This is a genomic window from Gallibacterium genomosp. 1 (genome assembly GCF_001678575.1).
In the GTDB taxonomy this organism is placed as follows: Bacteria; Pseudomonadota; Gammaproteobacteria; order Enterobacterales; family Pasteurellaceae; genus Gallibacterium.
Map to the genome: position 1 here is coordinate 33,678 of NZ_JTJP01000001.1, position 16,470 is coordinate 50,147.

15 protein-coding genes and 5 tRNA genes are annotated in these 16,470 nt (G+C 37.5%); 12 read left to right on the plus strand and 8 right to left on the minus strand.

The features are described 5' to 3' along the window. Positions 1 to 48 precede the first annotated feature (48 nt). Positions 49 to 1,236: a tyrosine--tRNA ligase gene (tyrS, locus tag QV04_RS00120; protein WP_065230923.1), complete on the minus strand. Its 1,188-nt coding sequence runs from the start codon at positions 1,234 to 1,236 to the stop codon at positions 49 to 51. 439 nt (positions 1,237 to 1,675) lie between these two features. On the opposite strand from tyrS, the gene pntA reads away from it, so the two are divergent. From pntA to QV04_RS00140, 4 genes are all read left to right on the plus strand, one after another. Continuing rightward, the gene (gene pntA / locus QV04_RS00125; RefSeq protein WP_065230924.1) at positions 1,676 to 3,208 is read left to right on the plus strand and encodes a Re/Si-specific NAD(P)(+) transhydrogenase subunit alpha; all 1,533 of its coding nucleotides are present in this window, start codon (positions 1,676 to 1,678) and stop codon (positions 3,206 to 3,208) included. 10 nt (positions 3,209 to 3,218) lie between these two features. Then, entirely contained in the window at positions 3,219 to 4,592 is a 1,374-nt protein-coding gene (gene pntB / locus QV04_RS00130; protein ID WP_065230925.1) for a Re/Si-specific NAD(P)(+) transhydrogenase subunit beta, read from the plus strand. A gap of 239 nt (positions 4,593 to 4,831) precedes the next feature. Next, on the plus strand, positions 4,832 to 5,659 hold the full coding sequence (gene dapD, locus QV04_RS00135; RefSeq protein WP_065230926.1) for a 2,3,4,5-tetrahydropyridine-2,6-dicarboxylate N-succinyltransferase: 828 nt from the start codon (positions 4,832 to 4,834) through the stop codon (positions 5,657 to 5,659). 105 nt (positions 5,660 to 5,764) lie between these two features. Next, positions 5,765 to 6,271, plus strand: coding sequence for a hypothetical protein (locus QV04_RS00140; RefSeq protein ID WP_065233088.1), 507 nt, complete (start codon positions 5,765 to 5,767; stop codon positions 6,269 to 6,271). Between the two features lie 423 nt (positions 6,272 to 6,694). On the opposite strand, the gene QV04_RS00145 is transcribed toward QV04_RS00140, so the two are convergent. The 5 genes from QV04_RS00145 to QV04_RS00165 form a co-directional block, all read right to left on the minus strand. After that, positions 6,695 to 6,781 (minus strand) — tRNA-Leu (locus QV04_RS00145). A gap of 16 nt (positions 6,782 to 6,797) precedes the next feature. After that, positions 6,798 to 6,871, minus strand: a tRNA-Cys gene (locus QV04_RS00150). A 6-nt stretch (positions 6,872 to 6,877) separates the two neighbouring features. Continuing rightward, positions 6,878 to 6,953: transfer RNA gene (locus QV04_RS00155), tRNA-Gly, on the minus strand. Between the two features lie 11 nt (positions 6,954 to 6,964). Beyond that, positions 6,965 to 7,051 (minus strand) — tRNA-Leu (locus QV04_RS00160). A 2-nt stretch (positions 7,052 to 7,053) separates the two neighbouring features. Further along, a tRNA-Gly gene (locus tag QV04_RS00165) sits at positions 7,054 to 7,129 on the minus strand. Between the two features lie 265 nt (positions 7,130 to 7,394). On the opposite strand from QV04_RS00165, the gene QV04_RS00170 reads away from it, so the two are divergent. The 8 genes from QV04_RS00170 to slyD all read left to right on the plus strand — a co-directional run bounded on the left by QV04_RS00170 (position 7,395) and on the right by slyD (position 14,035). Further along, positions 7,395 to 8,510 carry a methionine biosynthesis PLP-dependent protein gene (locus QV04_RS00170; protein WP_065230927.1) on the plus strand — a complete coding sequence of 372 codons (1,116 nt, stop codon included), beginning with the start codon at positions 7,395 to 7,397 and terminating at the stop codon, positions 8,508 to 8,510. Positions 8,511 to 8,620: 110 nt separating this feature from the next. After that, positions 8,621 to 9,670 carry an endolytic transglycosylase MltG gene (gene mltG, locus QV04_RS00175; protein ID WP_065230928.1) on the plus strand — a complete coding sequence of 350 codons (1,050 nt, stop codon included), beginning with the start codon at positions 8,621 to 8,623 and terminating at the stop codon, positions 9,668 to 9,670. Then, positions 9,667 to 10,299, plus strand: a complete 633-nt coding sequence (gene tmk / locus QV04_RS00180; protein ID WP_039133778.1) for a dTMP kinase — start codon at positions 9,667 to 9,669, stop codon at positions 10,297 to 10,299. Before mltG ends, tmk begins: the two co-directional genes overlap by 4 nt. After that, positions 10,278 to 11,276, plus strand: coding sequence for a DNA polymerase III subunit delta' (gene holB / locus QV04_RS00185; RefSeq protein WP_039173664.1), 999 nt, complete (start codon positions 10,278 to 10,280; stop codon positions 11,274 to 11,276). The genes tmk and holB overlap by 22 nt, the downstream gene beginning before the upstream one ends. A 3-nt stretch (positions 11,277 to 11,279) precedes the next feature. After that, positions 11,280 to 12,065, plus strand: coding sequence for a YchF/TatD family DNA exonuclease (locus QV04_RS00190; protein ID WP_065230929.1), 786 nt, complete (start codon positions 11,280 to 11,282; stop codon positions 12,063 to 12,065). Positions 12,066 to 12,110: 45 nt separating this feature from the next. Continuing rightward, positions 12,111 to 12,653 (plus strand): DUF1523 family protein, encoded by a 543-nt coding sequence (locus QV04_RS00195; protein ID WP_039133786.1) that lies wholly within the window; start codon positions 12,111 to 12,113, stop codon positions 12,651 to 12,653. 41 nt (positions 12,654 to 12,694) lie between these two features. Then, positions 12,695 to 13,420 carry an SIMPL domain-containing protein gene (locus tag QV04_RS00200; protein ID WP_065230930.1) on the plus strand — a complete coding sequence of 242 codons (726 nt, stop codon included), beginning with the start codon at positions 12,695 to 12,697 and terminating at the stop codon, positions 13,418 to 13,420. A gap of 48 nt (positions 13,421 to 13,468) precedes the next feature. Beyond that, positions 13,469 to 14,035, plus strand: coding sequence for a peptidylprolyl isomerase (slyD, locus tag QV04_RS00205; RefSeq protein WP_039173660.1), 567 nt, complete (start codon positions 13,469 to 13,471; stop codon positions 14,033 to 14,035). 133 nt (positions 14,036 to 14,168) lie between these two features. Here slyD and QV04_RS00210 read toward each other — a convergent pair whose 3' ends face one another. Both QV04_RS00210 and QV04_RS00215 read right to left on the minus strand, forming a co-directional pair. Then, entirely contained in the window at positions 14,169 to 15,455 is a 1,287-nt protein-coding gene (locus QV04_RS00210) for a porin family protein (protein ID WP_197494768.1), read from the minus strand. Positions 15,456 to 15,605: 150 nt separating this feature from the next. Continuing rightward, positions 15,606 to 16,352, minus strand: coding sequence for a hypothetical protein (locus QV04_RS00215; RefSeq protein ID WP_065230931.1), 747 nt, complete (start codon positions 16,350 to 16,352; stop codon positions 15,606 to 15,608). Between the last annotated feature and the right edge of the window lie 118 nt (positions 16,353 to 16,470).

A 16,470-nucleotide genomic window follows, 5' to 3' on the forward strand; every position in this document is an offset into this window, starting at 1 on the left:
TGACTTCCCCCTCAAAGAGAGAAGAGGAAGTCGAACTATTAATAAAAATTATTTAATCGTGATTTTGGCAAATTTACGCTTACCCACTTGGTAAACAGCAGTAGAAGCAGAAATAATAAGTTTGCTATCTTCTACTTTTTCGCCATCAATTTTCACACCACCCTGTTTAATCATACGTAATGCTTCTGAGGTAGAAGAAACTAAATCTGCTGCTTTTAATAGGTTGGCAATCGGCATATCACCTTCAAAGGAAAATTCAGGCATTTCATCCGGCATTGCACCTTTTTGGAATCGTTCAATGAAGGTTTGTTCCGCTGCATCCGCTGCCGCTTTATCGTGGAAACGTTCGATTAACTCTTTCGCTAATAAGATTTTTACATCACGTGGGTTACGCCCATTTGCAACATCTTGTTTTAACTGAGCAATTTCGTCTAATGAACGGAAAGAGAGTAGATCATACCAACGCCACATCAATTCATCGGAAATTGACATTACTTTTCCAAACATATCATTAGGTGTTTCGGAAACTCCAATATAATTACCTAAAGATTTTGACATTTTTTTCTCACCGTCAAGCCCTTCTAAAAGAGGGAGAGTGATTGCCACTTGTGGTTTTAAGCCACGTGCTTTTTGTAGTTCACGACCAACCAATAAATTGAATTTTTGGTCGGTTCCGCCAAGCTCAACATCTGCTTCTAAAGCAACAGAATCATAACCTTGCAATAAAGGGTAAATAAATTCGTGGATGGCGATAGATTGATGATTGGAAAAACGTTTTTTGAAGTCATCGCGTTCCAACATACGTGCAACGGTATATTGAGAAGCTAAGCGAATCATTCCTTCTGTACCAAGTTCGCCTAACCAAGATGAGTTGAAGACAACGTGGGTTTTTTCTGGATCCAAAATTTTATAAATTTGTTGTTTATAGGTTTCTGCATTGCGCAATACATCTTCACGCGTAAGTGGTGGACGGGTTGTATTTTTACCGGAAGGGTCTCCAACCATACCGGTAAAATCACCGATTAAGAAATAAACTTCGTGACCTAATTGTTGGAATTGTCGTAATTTATTCAATACGACAGTGTGGCCGAGGTGGATGTCTGGTGCTGTTGGGTCTGCGCCAAGTTTAATTTTTAATGGACGATTTTCCTTAAGTTTTTCAATAAGATCTTCTTCTGAAAGTACTTCATCTACGCCGCGCTTTAATTCCGCGAGAACTTGATTTATATCTGTCATAACAGTCCCTAAAAAATAAATAAAAATAACGACTTTTCCATTATAAAGGTTATTTATTAAATAGAAAGCATACAAGAGGAAATAGCTGTGCTTTAGAAAAAAAAAGCCTCTTTTTGTGGGTAAAAGAGGCAAAGTGTTGGAGTGATTATCAAAATTTATGATTTAAATATAAATGAAAATAATTCTCAACAAAAGAGGAATTACAAATATTTACATTTGCAATGAATGATGGAACGAAATCAGGTTGTTAATGAGTTATCAAAATGATGTAACTTATTGTTCAGCTATCTGAAAAATTGCTTTTTTTATTAAAAAATTGCCCTTTTTTCTTAATTTAGTGATACAGTTAATCGACTTGATCTTAGATAGATTAGGATCAATTTATGGGAGGATAAGCATTTATCCTGATGAATAATGAGCTGATTTTTAAGGAATAATTATGCTAATTGGTGTACCTAAGGAGCTGCTCAATAAAGAATGTCGTGTGGCGGCAACGCCTAAAACCGTCCAACAGCTTAAAAAGCTCGGTTTTGATGTGATTATTGAGCAAAATGCCGGTTTTAAAGCAAGTTTTGAAGATCACGCTTTTGCGGAAGCAGGAGCGAAGATCGGGAAAGCCGATGATGTTTGGCAAGCAGACATCATTTTAAAAGTTAATCCACCAACAGACGATGAAATTGCAAAGATTAAAGAAGGTGCAACGCTAATTAGCTTTATTTGGCCTGCGCAACATCCTGATTTAATGAAAAAATTGTCTAGCAAAAAAATTAATGTGCTAGCAATGGATGCAGTGCCGCGTATTTCTCGTGCACAATCATTGGATGCATTGAGTTCAATGGCAAATATCGCTGGTTATCGTGCGGTTGTGGAGGCAGCGCACGAGTTTGGTAGTTTCTTTACTGGTCAAATCACAGCCGCAGGTAAAGTGCCACCGGCAAAAGTATTGGTTATCGGTGCTGGCGTTGCCGGATTGGCAGCAATCGGAGCGGCTAATAGCCTTGGTGCAATCGTTCGTGCATTTGACTCTCGTCCTGAAGTAAAAGAACAGGTTGAAAGTATGGGAGCCTCTTTCCTTGAAATTAATTATCAGGAAGAGGGAGGCAGTGGTGATGGTTATGCCAAAGTGATGTCAGAAGAGTTTAACCGTCGTGCAATGGCACTTTATGCGGAACAAGCAAAAGAGGTTGATATTATCATTACTACTGCACTGATTCCGGGCAAACCTGCGCCACGCTTGATTACAAAAGAGATGGTTGAAAGTATGAAACCGGGTAGTGTGATTGTCGATTTGGCGGCGGCTACCGGCGGTAACTGTGAACTTTCTAAAGCAGATGAAGTGGTTATTACAGAAAATCAAGTCAAAATTATCGGTTATACCGATTTACCAAGTCGTTTGCCAACCCAATCCTCTCAGCTTTATGGCACTAACTTAGTTAATTTATTGAAACTCTTGTGCAAAGAGAAAAACGGCATCATCAATATTGATTTTGAAGATGTAGTTCAACGTGGCGTTACCGTTATTCGTGATGGTGAAATCACGTGGCCAGCTCCTCCAATAAAAGTTTCTGCACAACCGCAAAAACCGAAAGCGGTAGTGAAAGAAGAAAAAACAGAGGAAAAAACGGCAAATCCGGTACGTAAATGGGGATTATTGATTACTGCTATCGTTCTATATATGTGTGTGGCTTCGGTTGCTCCGGCAGTATTTTTATCTCATTTTACAGTATTCGTGCTTTCTTGTGTTGTTGGTTACTATGTGGTGTGGAATGTCAGTCATGCCTTACATACTCCATTAATGGCGGTAACTAATGCAATTTCCGGTATTATTATCGTTGGGGCGTTGTTACAAATCGGGCACGGACATTTTATTGTCAGTCTATTAGCGTTTATCGCGATTTTGGTTGCAAGCATTAATATCTTTGGTGGCTTCAAAGTAACACAAAGAATGTTGGCAATGTTCAGAAAAGGTTAAGGAGTCAATAATGTCTGAAAGTTTTGTGCATGCAGCCTATATCATTGCTGCAGTATTGTTTATTATGAGTTTGGCAGGGTTGTCTAAACACGAAACTGCGAAAGCTGGTTGTTGGTACGGTATTATCGGGATGATAATTGCGCTATTTACAACAGTATTCGGCCCACATACTCATGGACAATTTTGGATCATCATTGCGATGATTATTGGCGCTATACTCGGTATTCGTAAAGCATTAAAAGTTGAAATGACAGAAATGCCGGAGTTAGTTGCGTTATTGCATAGCTTTGTTGGTTTAGCGGCAGTACTTGTTGGCTTTAATAGTTATTTATCTCACGAACTAACCGATCCAACGCTAGAAAATATTCATAATATTGAAGTTTTCCTAGGCGTCTTTATCGGAGCGGTAACTTTTACCGGTTCTATCGTTGCATTTGGTAAATTACGTGGAATCATCAAATCTAAAGCATTGATGTTGCCACATCGTCATAAATTAAACTTGCTTGCATTAATTGTTTCTTTCCTTTTAATGCTCTGCTTCTTGAATGAACCTGCATTGTTACCATTGATATTAATGACTGTCATTGCATTGGTGTTTGGTTGGCATTTAGTTGCTTCAATTGGCGGTGCAGATATGCCAGTTGTGGTTTCAATGTTGAACTCCTACTCTGGATGGGCAGCGGCGGCAGCAGGCTTTATGCTAAATAATGATTTACTGATTGTTACCGGGGCATTAGTTGGTTCTTCAGGGGCAATTCTTTCTTACATTATGTGTAAGGCGATGAATCGTTCATTTATCAGTGTTATTGCTGGCGGTTTTGGTAATGATGTTGTTGCGAAAAGCGATGAAGAACAGGGCGAATATCGTGAAGTGAAAGCGGAAGAAGTAGCGGAAATGTTGAAAAATGCGAGTTCCGTTATCATCACTCCAGGATATGGAATGGCAGTAGCGCAAGCGCAATATCCGGTGGCGGATATTACCCAAAAATTGCGTGAAAAAGGTATTAATGTCCGCTTCGGTATTCATCCGGTTGCAGGTCGTTTGCCTGGTCATATGAATGTATTATTAGCGGAAGCTAAAGTGCCTTATGACATTGTGTTGGAAATGGATGAAATCAATGATGATTTTGCTGATACCGATGTTGTGTTGGTTATTGGGGCAAATGATACAGTAAACCCAGCCGCACAGGATGATCCTAGCAGCCCAATCGCAGGTATGCCGGTATTGGAAGTGTGGAAAGCACAAAATGTTGTGGTGTTTAAACGTTCAATGAATACTGGCTATGCAGGTGTACAAAATCCACTATTCTTTAAAGAAAATACGCAGATGTTGTTTGGCGATGCGAAGGAGAGTGTGGATAATATCCTTAAAGCATTAAATTAGTTTAAATATTAATAAATCAAAGGGTTACTGAAATGGTAACCCTTTTTTATTTTGTCGTTTTTGTCTGGATTATGTAAATAAGATAAAGGAACAATGGTGATTTATTCTTTATTAAATTTAGAAATCGGATATTTTCTAAAGTCTATTTAATAAACAAGTGATTTTAGAAATATCTTTTGCTTAACGGCAAAATATGATAAAACTAGCCTTCTTTTTTGGAATTATTGATAGGGAAAACTATGTCAAATTTACAACAAATTATTGAAGAAGCGTTTGAAAGACGTGCTGAAATTACGCCAACTACAGTGGATGCAGTAACAAGAGCCGCAGTAGAAGAGGTTATCCAAGATCTTGATAAAGGTAAACGTCGTGTTGCTGAAAAAGTGAATGGTGAGTGGGTGGTTAATCAGTGGTTAAAGAAAGCCGTGTTACTCTCTTTCCGTATTAATGATAATCAGATTGTTGATGGTGCTGAAACAAAATACTACGATAAAGTACCGATGAAATTTGCGAATTACGATGAAGAATGTTTTAAACAGGAAGGTTTCCGAGTTGTTCCTCCGGCAGCAGTTCGTCAAGGTGCATTTATTGCTAAAAATACGGTATTGATGCCGTCTTACGTTAATATCGGCGCTTATGTAGATGAAGGAACAATGGTTGATACTTGGGCAACAGTTGGTTCTTGTGCACAAATTGGTAAAAATGTTCATTTATCCGGTGGTGTTGGAATCGGTGGTGTATTGGAACCATTGCAGGCAAATCCAACTATTATTGAAGATAACTGCTTTATTGGTGCAAGATCTGAAATTGTGGAGGGTGTAATTGTCGAAGAAGGTTCTGTCATTTCGATGGGTGTGTTTATTGGTCAAAGTACCAAAATTTATGATCGTGAAACCGGTGAGATCCATTATGGTCGTGTGCCTGCTGGTTCAGTGGTTGTTTCAGGTAGTTTGCCAAGCAAAGATGGCTCACATAGCTTATATTGTGCAGTAATTGTGAAGAAGGTTGATGAAAAGACACGTGGAAAAGTAGGAATCAATGAATTATTAAGAACAATTGATGAGTAATGCTCTAAAAATTGTTGTCTAGTAGAAAGTCGCTTGTAAAAAGCAGGCTTATTTTTAATAAATCCTAATGGATTACCCTGTAATTAACTCAAGAAGGAATTGGTAATGAAAAAAACACTATTAGCTACATTAGTCTTAAGTGCCTCTTTGGCTTTAACAGGTTGTTTTGATAAAGATACTAAAGAATCTGCGGCTAATGTTGCTACAAAAGCTGTGGAAGATGTAAAACAAGCTGCAAATGATGTTAAAGAAGCTGTAATTGATGCAAAAGATGCAGCAACAGCGAAAGTTGAAGAAGCAAAACAGGCTACAGCAGAAAAAGTAGATGCAACTAAAGAAGCTGTAATTGATGCGAAAGATGCAGCAACAGCGAAAGTTGAGGAAGCAAAACAGGCTACAGCAGAAAAAGTAGATGCGACTAAAGAAGCTGTAATTGATGCAAAAGATGCAGCGGTAGCGAAAGTTGAAGAAGCAAAACAGGCTACAGCAGAAAAAGTAGATGCGACTAAAGAAGCTGTAATTGATGCAAAAGATGTGGCGGCAGAGAAAGTTGAAGATGCTGCAAAAGCAATAGCTGATAAGGCTGCAGAATTAAAAAGCGAAAATAAATAATACATTGACTGTTATTAGTTCTTATTGATGAAAAGCTGATATCCTAAAGTATCAGCTTTTTTTGTAACAGTTGGTGAAATAAAGATATTATTTGTTATTCTTGTAGTGAAACAGATCGCATTAAAATGATCTTAACTGAAATTTTCAGTAAATTACAGCGGTTTTCAGTTTGGCAAAATGAAAAATAAAGTAAATTTTCAGCTATCGCTATGATGAATAAAGAAAAAGGGCGATTTTACGTGGGAAATTGGTGAAAAAATGATAAATGTGACATCTGTTTTTGTCACAACAGCCACCAAAAAAACGGCTATTTTTTCGAGAAAAAATTTCGGATTTACAGCCACCAAACAGCCACCAAGAGAGAAATTAATAAAGTAGCGTTATAAATGGAAAATATAAGATATTGATTTGAAAGGATATAAATGGTGCCCGGGGCGAGACTTGAACTCGCACAGCTCGAAAGCCGAGGGATTTTAAATCCCTTGTGTCTACCGATTCCACCACCCGGGCGAATATTTATGTTTTATGGAGGCGTGTCCCGGAATCGAACCGAGCTCCACGGATTTGCAATCCGGTGCATAACCTCTCTGCTAACACGCCATTTATTGGAGCGGGAAACGAGGCTCGAACTCGCGACCCCGACCTTGGCAAGGTCGTGCTCTACCAACTGAGCTATTCCCGCTTATTATTAAATGGTGCCCGGGGCGAGACTTGAACTCGCACAGCTCGAAAGCCGAGGGATTTTAAATCCCTTGTGTCTACCGATTCCACCACCCGGGCATTGGAGCGGGAAACGAGGCTCGAACTCGCGACCCCGACCTTGGCAAGGTCGTGCTCTACCAACTGAGCTATTCCCGCTTAGATTAATTATGCTAACAGCATCGCTAATCAACGAGGCGCATTTTACGGAATTGAATTTTTTTGTCAAACGATTATTTTTAATTTCTTGTCTGATTGATGAAAAAAGAAACTTATTAATTGATGATCAAAATTTAATGTCGTTTTTTTATTCATAAATGTGAATAATTTGCTGATTTGTATAGAATCACTTTTCTGTCATAGTAGTTTATGCAAGAATGATGAGCTTGATATAAAAATATTTTAAATTTTGTTAGGAATCATTATGGCACAACAATCAATAGACACCTTATTAGTACAGCTTGGTAATCGTACTGATGCTACAACCGGCGCTGTTGCAACCCCGATTCATCTTTCAACTGCATTTGGTCATACCGATATTAAAGGCATTGCCAAAGATAATTTCGACTATATCAGAACTAAAAATCCGACTCGCCAAGTATTGGAAGATGGTATTGCACGTTTAGAGCAAGGCGATCGTGGTTTTGCCTGTTCATCAGGTATGGCGGCTATTCAACTGATTATGAGCCTGTTTACCAGCCCGGATGAGTGGATTATTTCTAGTGATGTTTATGGTGGTACGTATCGTTTATTGGATTTTTGTTACAAAAATAATCACGGAGTTAAACCGGTTTACGTTAATACAGCCTCTTTGGAAGCAATCGAAGCGGCAATTACATCAAATACAAAAGCGATTTTTGTGGAAACACCATCCAATCCATTGATGGAAGAGTGCGATGTTTCCGCCATTGCTAAATTGGCAAAAGCACATAATTTGTTACTGATTGTGGATAACACTTTTTTAACACCTGTATTGTTTAGACCGATTGAGCATGGTGCGGATATTGTTATTCACAGTGCAACTAAATATATCGCTGGGCATAATGATGTGTTGGCTGGGTTGATTGTAGCAAAAGGACAGGAACTTTGTGATCGTCTTTATTATATGCAAAATGGTGCTGGTGCTGTGTTGGCTCCATTTGATTGTTATTTAACCATCAGGGGGTTAAAAACACTATCATTACGTGTTGAGCGCCACCAACAAAATGCGAGACAAATAGCAAAATTTTTAAATGACTTGGATGATGTTACCGATGTGCTTTATCCGAATAAAGGCGGAATGCTCTCTTTTCGATTGCGTGAAGAAAAATGGGTAGTACCATTTTTAAAAGCATTAAAATTAATTACTTTTGCTGAGAGTTTGGGCGGTACAGAAAGTTTTATTACTTATCCGGCAACACAAACGCATATGGATATTCCTGAAGAGGAGAGAGTTGCGCGTGGTGTGTGCAACCGCTTATTACGTTTTTCAGTTGGTCTAGAGAATATTGAAGATATTAAATCGGATATTCTACAAGCGTTACAGGCAGCAAAAAAATAGATTCTCAATAGCACATCTTAGCGTGTGCTATTTTTTAAATGTTCTCTTGGTCTTATTCAAAATGATTTTATGCTAAACTTAGCTCCTTTTTAAAAGCATTATTTAGTCGAATGAAAAAATTTCTTATCTTTTTATTGGTTTTAATCATTAGTGTAGCTGTAGCGGCAACATTGATTTATCGTCATCTCACTCAGTTATTGACATTACCGATTTCACATCAGCCGGAGCAGTTATTAACGATTGAGAAAGGGACGAGTAGTAAGCAATTTTCCGAATTGTTATTGCAGCAAGGTTTAATCGACAAAAAGATTTGGGGTTTGCCTTATCTATTTAAGCTACATCCGGAATATACTTTGAAAGCCGGTACATTTTCTCTTAAGAATATCAATAATCTTGAGCAATTATTGTCATTGATACACAGTGGAAAAGAGGTTCAATTTTCTTTAACGTTACCGGAAGGAACGACATTTCAACAGTGGAAAGCAGCTTTGGCAGCAGCTCCGTATCTTCAACACAATTTAAAAGATAAGAATGAAGCTGAAATTTATCAGCTTTTGGGCTTGCCGAAAGAGGCAGTGAAAGTAGGTAAACTTGAAGGTTGGCTTTATCCTGACACCTATTATTACACTGCAAATTCAACCGATCTTGCCCTGTTAAAACGCGCTGCAGATAAAATGCAAAAAACATTGCAACAGGCGTGGGAACAACGAGATAAATCATTGCCGTTAAAATCAGAATATGAGCTGTTAATTTTAGCTTCAATTATTGAAAAAGAGAGTTCTATTGTGTCGGAACGTCCACAAATTGCCTCTGTTTTTGTCAATAGATTAAAACGAGGTATTAAATTGCAGACTGATCCGACCGTGATTTACGGAATGGGCGAACATTATCAAGGCAATATCCGTAAGCAGGATTTGAATGCAACAACGCCATATAATACCTATGTTATTGATGGTTTACCGCCTACACCGATTGCAATGCCGGATAAATCATCGTTGGAAGCAGCGGCAAATCCGGCGGATACAGATTATCTCTATTTTGTTGCTGACGGTAGTGGCGGACACAAATTTAGTCGTTCATTAAATGAACATAATCGTGCGGTACAGCAATATTTACGTTGGTATCGAAATTGGAAAGCGCAGCAAGGAAATAAAGAATGATAGCAAAATTTATCGTACTGGAAGGTTTGGAGGGTGCGGGAAAAACCAGTGCAAGAGAGACCGTAGTGGCTGTACTGAAAGAACTAGGTATAAAGGAGTTCGTATTCACGCGTGAACCGGGTGGCACACCATTGGCGGAGAAATTACGTCAATTAATCAAGCAGGGCGAAGGTGATGAAGTTATTACCGATAAAGCAGAATTATTGATGCTTTATGCTGCTCGAGTTCAATTGGTGGAAAATGTGATTAAACCAGCATTGGAACAAGGTAAATGGGTCATTGGTGATCGACACGATTTATCATCACAAGCCTATCAAGGTGGTGGACGTGGTTTGGACATTAATTTGTTGATGACCTTAAAAAAGGCGGTACTAGGTGATTTTACACCAGATTTAACGCTCTATTTGGATGTTGATCCTGAAATCGGATTAGCAAGAGCGCGTAGCCGAGGTGAGTTGGATCGTATTGAACAGCAGCAGATAGATTTTTTCCAACGTACTCGTCAACGCTATTTGCAACTGGTTAATGATGATGAGAAGAGTATTACTATTAATGCCAATTTAGATTTTTCAAAGGTAAATGAACAACTTAGAAAAGCAATTACACAATGGTTTCAACAACAAAAATAGTGGATTTACCTTGGGTATTTCCGATTTATCAACAAATTATACAAGCATTTTTAGCTGGTTACGGACATCACGCACTGTTAATTCGCAGTGCTGATAATAATGGAGCTGAGCAATTTTGTTTTGCCTTAGCTCAATGGTTGTTGTGTGAAGATAAACAACCACAAGAAGCTTGTGGGCATTGTCGTCAATGTCAACTTTTTTTGCATCATTCTCATCCCGATTTTTATTTTATTCATAGTGAAGAAGGCAAAAAAATCAGCGTTGATACGATTCGTGAAGTGGCGGATAAGCTATCTCGTCGCAGTCAACAGCAAACATCAAAAGTGGTTTATTTACAAGGAATAGAACAGCTTACGGAAGCTGCTGCTAACGCATTGTTGAAAACATTAGAAGAGCCGACAGAAGATTGCTATTTTATTTTGCAAACTAATGTTGAACATCGTGTATTGGCAACGATTCAGAGTCGTTGTCAGCAATGGGCATTGCCATTACCGACAATGCAACAAGGAATAGATTGGTTGCAACAGCAAGGTTTTTCCGATCTTGAACAAATGAAAACAGCTTTGTTGATGAATTATCAACGTCCATTCGCCGCTAAAATCAGTTTAGAAAAAGGGGAAATTGCGCAACGACTCGCTTTTTTACGACAATTTTGGAAATTTTATCGCAATAAAAATTTACTTATATTGTTGCCCTATTTTGAAACAGAACAGTCAGTTACACAGCTTAATTGGTTGGAATCATTTTTATTAGATACTTTGAAATGCAGTTTGCATATTTATCAAAATTGGTTATGTCGGGATTTGCAATCTGGGATTATCGCATTTGCGCAAGCAGTACCGACATTGAAAATTTATCGTGCATTGCTAATTGTTCGGCAAATGCGCGCAGATTTAATGTCGATTAATGGTGTAAATCAGGAACTGATTATTACAGATGGATTAATTAAAATGATAGAACAGGTATTTGAAGGTTAAAAAATGTTTATTGTAGATTCCCATTGTCATTTAGACGCATTAGATTATGAAACTTTACATAAAAATGTGGATGAGGTGTTGGAAAAAGCGAAACAGCGTGATGTGAAACACTGCTTGGCAATTGGCGTAGGTATTTCTCGCTTTCACCAGCTACAACAGCAGTTATCGCATCGTAATGATATTTCCTATTCTTGTGGTATACATCCGTTGGATATTGGTGAAGAGGTATTTGATAGCGCCAAATTGAGAGAGATTATTGCCTTGCCTGAAGTGGTGGCGGTAGGTGAGATCGGTTTAGATTACTATTACAGTGCGGATAATAAGCAGCAGCAACAAGATTGTTTCGCACAGCAGATTGATATTGCTAATGAATTTAAGAAACCGGTGATTATTCATACCCGTTCTGCAGGAGAAGATACCATTCGCTTATTGAAGGAACAGCACGCTGAACGTTGTGGCGGAGTAATCCACTGTTTTACAGAAAATCAATGGTTTGCGGAGCAGGCATTAGCATTAGGTTTTTATATTTCTGTTTCCGGTATTATCACCTTCAGAAATGCAGAAGATATTCGCCAAGTGATCCGTCACGTGCCGCTTGAACGTCTTCTAGTAGAAACGGATTCCCCTTATCTTGCGCCGGTGCCATATCGTGGTAAACAAAATCAGCCTGCTTATGTCAGAGAGGTGTGTGAATATGTTGCAACCTTAAAAGGTGTTTCCGTTGAAGAGTTAGCCCAGATCACTACTAATAATTTTAGCAACTTATTTGGCGTTAATTTGTCACAATAATATGCTAGGATAAAGCAATGTTATCTATGAAATGAGGAAATAATTATGGCTCAGCATTCTACATTACGCCGTTTTTTCTTTTGGTTTTTCCTATTGGTTACGTTATGTGTGCATTTGATTTTGGCTGCAGGAGTAAATTATACCTTTCCAAGTTATGCAATCAAAGAAGTGACGGGCGTTGAAGTCAAACGTGTTGATAAGGATGGCCCGATTACTAAATCTAATCCGGCAGATGGGCCGACACGTGATGTTTATTATATTTATACACAAGACCCCAAAACAGATAAAGTGATGGTGTATCGTAATGAAGACACTCGATGGGGGTTTCCTTTCTACTTCAAGTTTGATTCAGCTAATTTGCAAGCTAAAGCTCAGGGCTTTGCTAACGAGCGTAAATTGGTTGAAGTAAAATATTATGGGTGGCGTATCACAATGTTTGATGAGTTCAGTAATGTCGTTTCGATTAAAGAGGTTGCGCAGGATGCTACTGCTTCAAAACCAATTGTGAGCTATATCTTATATGTCATATTGTTAGTAACATTATTTTTATCTATTCAGTTTATTCGTGGTTGGTTTGACAGCGAATAGACTAGCTTTTTAATTGTTTTGTTATTTTCTAAAGGAGTCATATGAAAAAAACATTTATTCACTATTTTTCAGGTTTTGTTTGTTGTTTAATGATGGTAGCTTCGCCGGTAAAAGCGGAGCCGACTAATAGTGAAGAAACATTAAAAGTCAGTTTTAGGGTTTCAGCTGAAACGGTTGTTCCTCAAGATAAAGTTCAGTTAATTATCAGCACTCAACTCACCGGAGAGCATCTTTCGGCGAAAAGTTCTCAGGAAATTGAGGAGCGGGTAGAAAAGGCGGTCACTAAAATAAAACAATATAAAAATATTAAATTATCCAATAATCAACGACAAAGTTACGCTAATTATGATCAAAAAGGCAAAATGGCAAGTTGGACGTTAAAAGCGAATTTAGTGTTAGAAAGTAGTAGTTTTAGTGAAATTGCACAATTTGTTTCGGATTTACCGAAAGATTTCCTTGTACAGTCAACCAAATTTTTTGTTTCTACTGAATTGCAAAAACAGCAACGAGATAAGTTATTGCAGTCATTGTTGACACAGGTACAGCAACAGGCGGAATTAATCAAATCTGGATTACATTACAATCAATATCGAATTATTAATATGAATATCGACCAAAATAATGTTGATTATATGATGAGAGCAGCGCCTTTGCGTATGGCTAAAGTTGCTGAAATACAGGAAGATGGTAATGCTGTTAGTTTTACACCGGGGGAATCTCAATTATCGATTGAGGCAAATGTTGTTATTGCTCTATCGGAAAAGTAGAAATTCCGTTACAATCCGCACTTTATCCCTAAATAATTGGAGAAATTAATGAAAGTTGCAAAAAATTACGTAGTAGGTATTGCATATCAAGTTCGTACTGAAGATGGTGTGTTAGTAGATGAAGCACCTGCGAATCAACCGTTACTTTATTTACAAGGTCATAATAATCTTGTTATCGGCTTAGAAAATGCATTGGAAGGCAAAGAAGTTGGTGAAAAATTTGACGTGAAAGTATCACCACAAGAGGGTTATGGTGAATATAATGACAATTTAGTGCAACGTGTGCCGAAAGATGTGTTCCACGGTGTTGATGAGTTACAGGCGGGAATGCGTTTTATTGCTGACACTGACATCGGACCATTACCGGTTGTTATTACTGAAGTAACGGATGAAGATGTAGTAGTTGATGGTAACCATATGCTTGCCGGTCAAACTTTATTATTTACTGTTGAAGTTGTTTCTGTGCGTGAAGCTACAGCAGAAGAGATTGCACATGGTCATTTACATCAAGAAGGTGAGGGGTGTTGCGGAGGACATCATCATCACGATGATGAAGATGGCTGCTGCGGAGGTGGACACGGTGGCTGTGGCTGCGGTGGGCATCATCACCACTAAGCGAGAGATGGAATTTTGGAGTAAGCCTGATATTTTCGATATCAGGCTTTTTTATTGGTTAAAAAGCAGCGTGGATAATAGATAGTGATTTTTAATTGAAGATTTTGGTAAATATTTAATTCCAAATATTTAATCAAAATTGTTTTTCAAATAACAGATTGATGTTCTTATCTGTATAAGAATACATTGACGGAATATTACTTACCTGTTGTTTCCAATTAAATTGTAGTTTCGGTGTAATATTCCACCATTGCCAATCTCGTTTCCATAGGGTTAAGTTAGCTTGATAGATATGATCTTTCCTCGTTTTATTAAGCGGTAAAATGCCCCCTAGTACAGCTTGATCATGATATTTACGTTTTGAAATAGAAAAATTTATCTGACTAGAAATTCCAAGCTTCCATTCCTGTTTCCAACCTAAGCGTAGGCTATGCGTATGATGAGAATATTGCTTTTCTTGTGTATTTTCCCACAGTGCATCAAATCCTATATATATAAATTGAGTGCTTTTCGGTAACCAAAATAAAGTGCTGGAAATGGATTTGCTATCCCCATCTAATATTTTGGTTTGTGAATATTTATTTTTTGCGTATTCAAGTGTGTTAGATAATTGAAAATGATTATTTAGCCAATGCGACCACGCTAGGGAAATACCATAACTTTGTTGATATCGTTTATTAGCTACCCATCGCCATTGATAAAAAGGTAAAATTGCTAATTGTTGAACTGCATTTTTATATTTATAGCCTAGATTAAGGCGATCTTGAATATCAGTATAATCGTGATTATCCCAATAGTATTTACCATTAAGATAGTTTCCTAAGGCAAGATAATGCGTAGATATTAGATTGAAATCTTTTCCTATGTTGTTGCTAAAAGCAATACCGTGTGCCGATTGAGGCAGCATACTTGGATTTTTCAGAAAACCTGTATTCCCAATATTTATATCTGAAGAAACGTTATTGACATTATCGGTTTGGGTATAATAGGCGTTAAATTGACTATACCAACGATTACGTCGTTGAATTGCTTCAAGATATAAATCAATGAGTTGTTCAAGAGCCGGAGGTAAATTATCTGATTTGACAAGCTCAAATTGCGCTTGTGCTTCATTATTTTGTTGATTTAAAAAGAGAGCTTTGGCTAATTCGAGCCGTACCGGATTTAATTTAGGATTGATAGCAAGGATTCGTCGTAATAAATTGATCGATTTGGTATAGTTTTGTTCATTCTGAGCTAAAAGACTTTCAGCGAACAGAACTAAGAACTGATCCGGTTTAGGAAAAGTTAGATATAAAGATAAAAATGTATTAATTAAATTAAAATCTCTTTGTTGAATAGCAAGATTTAATCCTTTTTCAGTAAGGTCTTTATTATTTTTAAATTGTTCTTGCCAAAAATCAATATTAGTGTTTGGCATATTTTCTGTAGATACAACAGAATTTGCTTGAACAGAGAATGATAAAAAAAGGATTAAAGGAAAGAGAAATTTATTTTTCATTATGGTCATAAAACATTAATGTTACAGAATAATCAATACACTTCTTATGAAGTGTATTGATTGGTTATATTATTGTTTGCTACCAGCGAATACGCCTTGCGCTTCAATCTGTGTCGTTCCTTGTTTTAAATTACCGGTTATTGCACCCACAACCTCTTCATATTGTTTACCTGCAACAGAACCGTAGAAATAACCGTTAAGGGTATAACCTTTAATATCACCGTTTACTTCACCGAACATATTAAAAGCACGCCCATTACCCATTTTGCTGATTTCAGCCATATTTTCTTCAGTGTTAATTTCTCCGCTAATAGTAAGTTTTCCATTTTGAGCAAAGTCAAACGCTCCAGTAATTCCCTCATCCTTAATGGTCATATTCATTGTACCGCTTAAGAATTGATTTGCTTGTTCTGGATCAGTGAAAATAGCTTTTCCTTGATAACTGGCATCTAAGTTAGTTGGTAGGGTATTAGGTATATCTTTTGCTGCAAAAACAACACGATAGTCCGGTGAATCAGATGTTCCCATATTGTGTAATCCATAAGCAGTATAGGATTGATGATACGCATTTTCTCCTGTTTGATTGACGAGTGTTTCATAAACTTGTTTATAAACGCTTGCATTACTCTCCGACGCATTAACAATTTTATGTCTTGCATCAACGAGTTCTCCTGCGCCATCTCTCTCAAATCTTACATCACCAATTGCATAAGTACCGCTTGATGAATTGTTACCACCACCGGAGCTCCCACAAGCAACAATACCTAGTGAAAAAAGTGTAACAAGCGCAATTTGTTTAAAAGGAAGTTTTTGCATAGAAATCTCCGTTAAAAGTGTTGTGAAATTAATAAAAAATACAATGAAAGCTTTGTTTTGCTACTAAACTGTTTTAGTAAACAAAAACTTTCTTAGTTTAAAAAAAAAAAAAAAAAAA

Coding starts and splice junctions, on each gene's coding strand:
- mltG (WP_065230928.1), top strand. CDS start 8,621: ATGAAAAAATTTCTTATCTTTTTATTGGTTTTAATCATTAGTGTAGCT.
- QV04_RS00140 (WP_065233088.1), top strand. CDS start 5,765: ATGAAAAAAACACTATTAGCTACATTAGTCTTAAGTGCCTCTTTGGCT.
- QV04_RS00170 (WP_065230927.1), top strand. CDS start 7,395: ATGGCACAACAATCAATAGACACCTTATTAGTACAGCTTGGTAATCGT.
- pntA (WP_065230924.1), top strand. CDS start 1,676: ATGCTAATTGGTGTACCTAAGGAGCTGCTCAATAAAGAATGTCGTGTG.
- tmk (WP_039133778.1), top strand. CDS start 9,667: ATGATAGCAAAATTTATCGTACTGGAAGGTTTGGAGGGTGCGGGAAAA.
- dapD (WP_065230926.1), top strand. CDS start 4,832: ATGTCAAATTTACAACAAATTATTGAAGAAGCGTTTGAAAGACGTGCT.
- QV04_RS00210 (WP_197494768.1), bottom strand. CDS start 15,455: ATGCCAAACACTAATATTGATTTTTGGCAAGAACAATTTAAAAATAAT.
- tyrS (WP_065230923.1), bottom strand. CDS start 1,236: ATGACAGATATAAATCAAGTTCTCGCGGAATTAAAGCGCGGCGTAGAT.
- slyD (WP_039173660.1), top strand. CDS start 13,469: ATGAAAGTTGCAAAAAATTACGTAGTAGGTATTGCATATCAAGTTCGT.
- QV04_RS00190 (WP_065230929.1), top strand. CDS start 11,280: ATGTTTATTGTAGATTCCCATTGTCATTTAGACGCATTAGATTATGAA.
- holB (WP_039173664.1), top strand. CDS start 10,278: ATGGTTTCAACAACAAAAATAGTGGATTTACCTTGGGTATTTCCGATT.
- pntB (WP_065230925.1), top strand. CDS start 3,219: ATGTCTGAAAGTTTTGTGCATGCAGCCTATATCATTGCTGCAGTATTG.
- QV04_RS00200 (WP_065230930.1), top strand. CDS start 12,695: ATGAAAAAAACATTTATTCACTATTTTTCAGGTTTTGTTTGTTGTTTA.
- QV04_RS00195 (WP_039133786.1), top strand. CDS start 12,111: ATGGCTCAGCATTCTACATTACGCCGTTTTTTCTTTTGGTTTTTCCTA.
- QV04_RS00215 (WP_065230931.1), bottom strand. CDS start 16,352: ATGCAAAAACTTCCTTTTAAACAAATTGCGCTTGTTACACTTTTTTCA.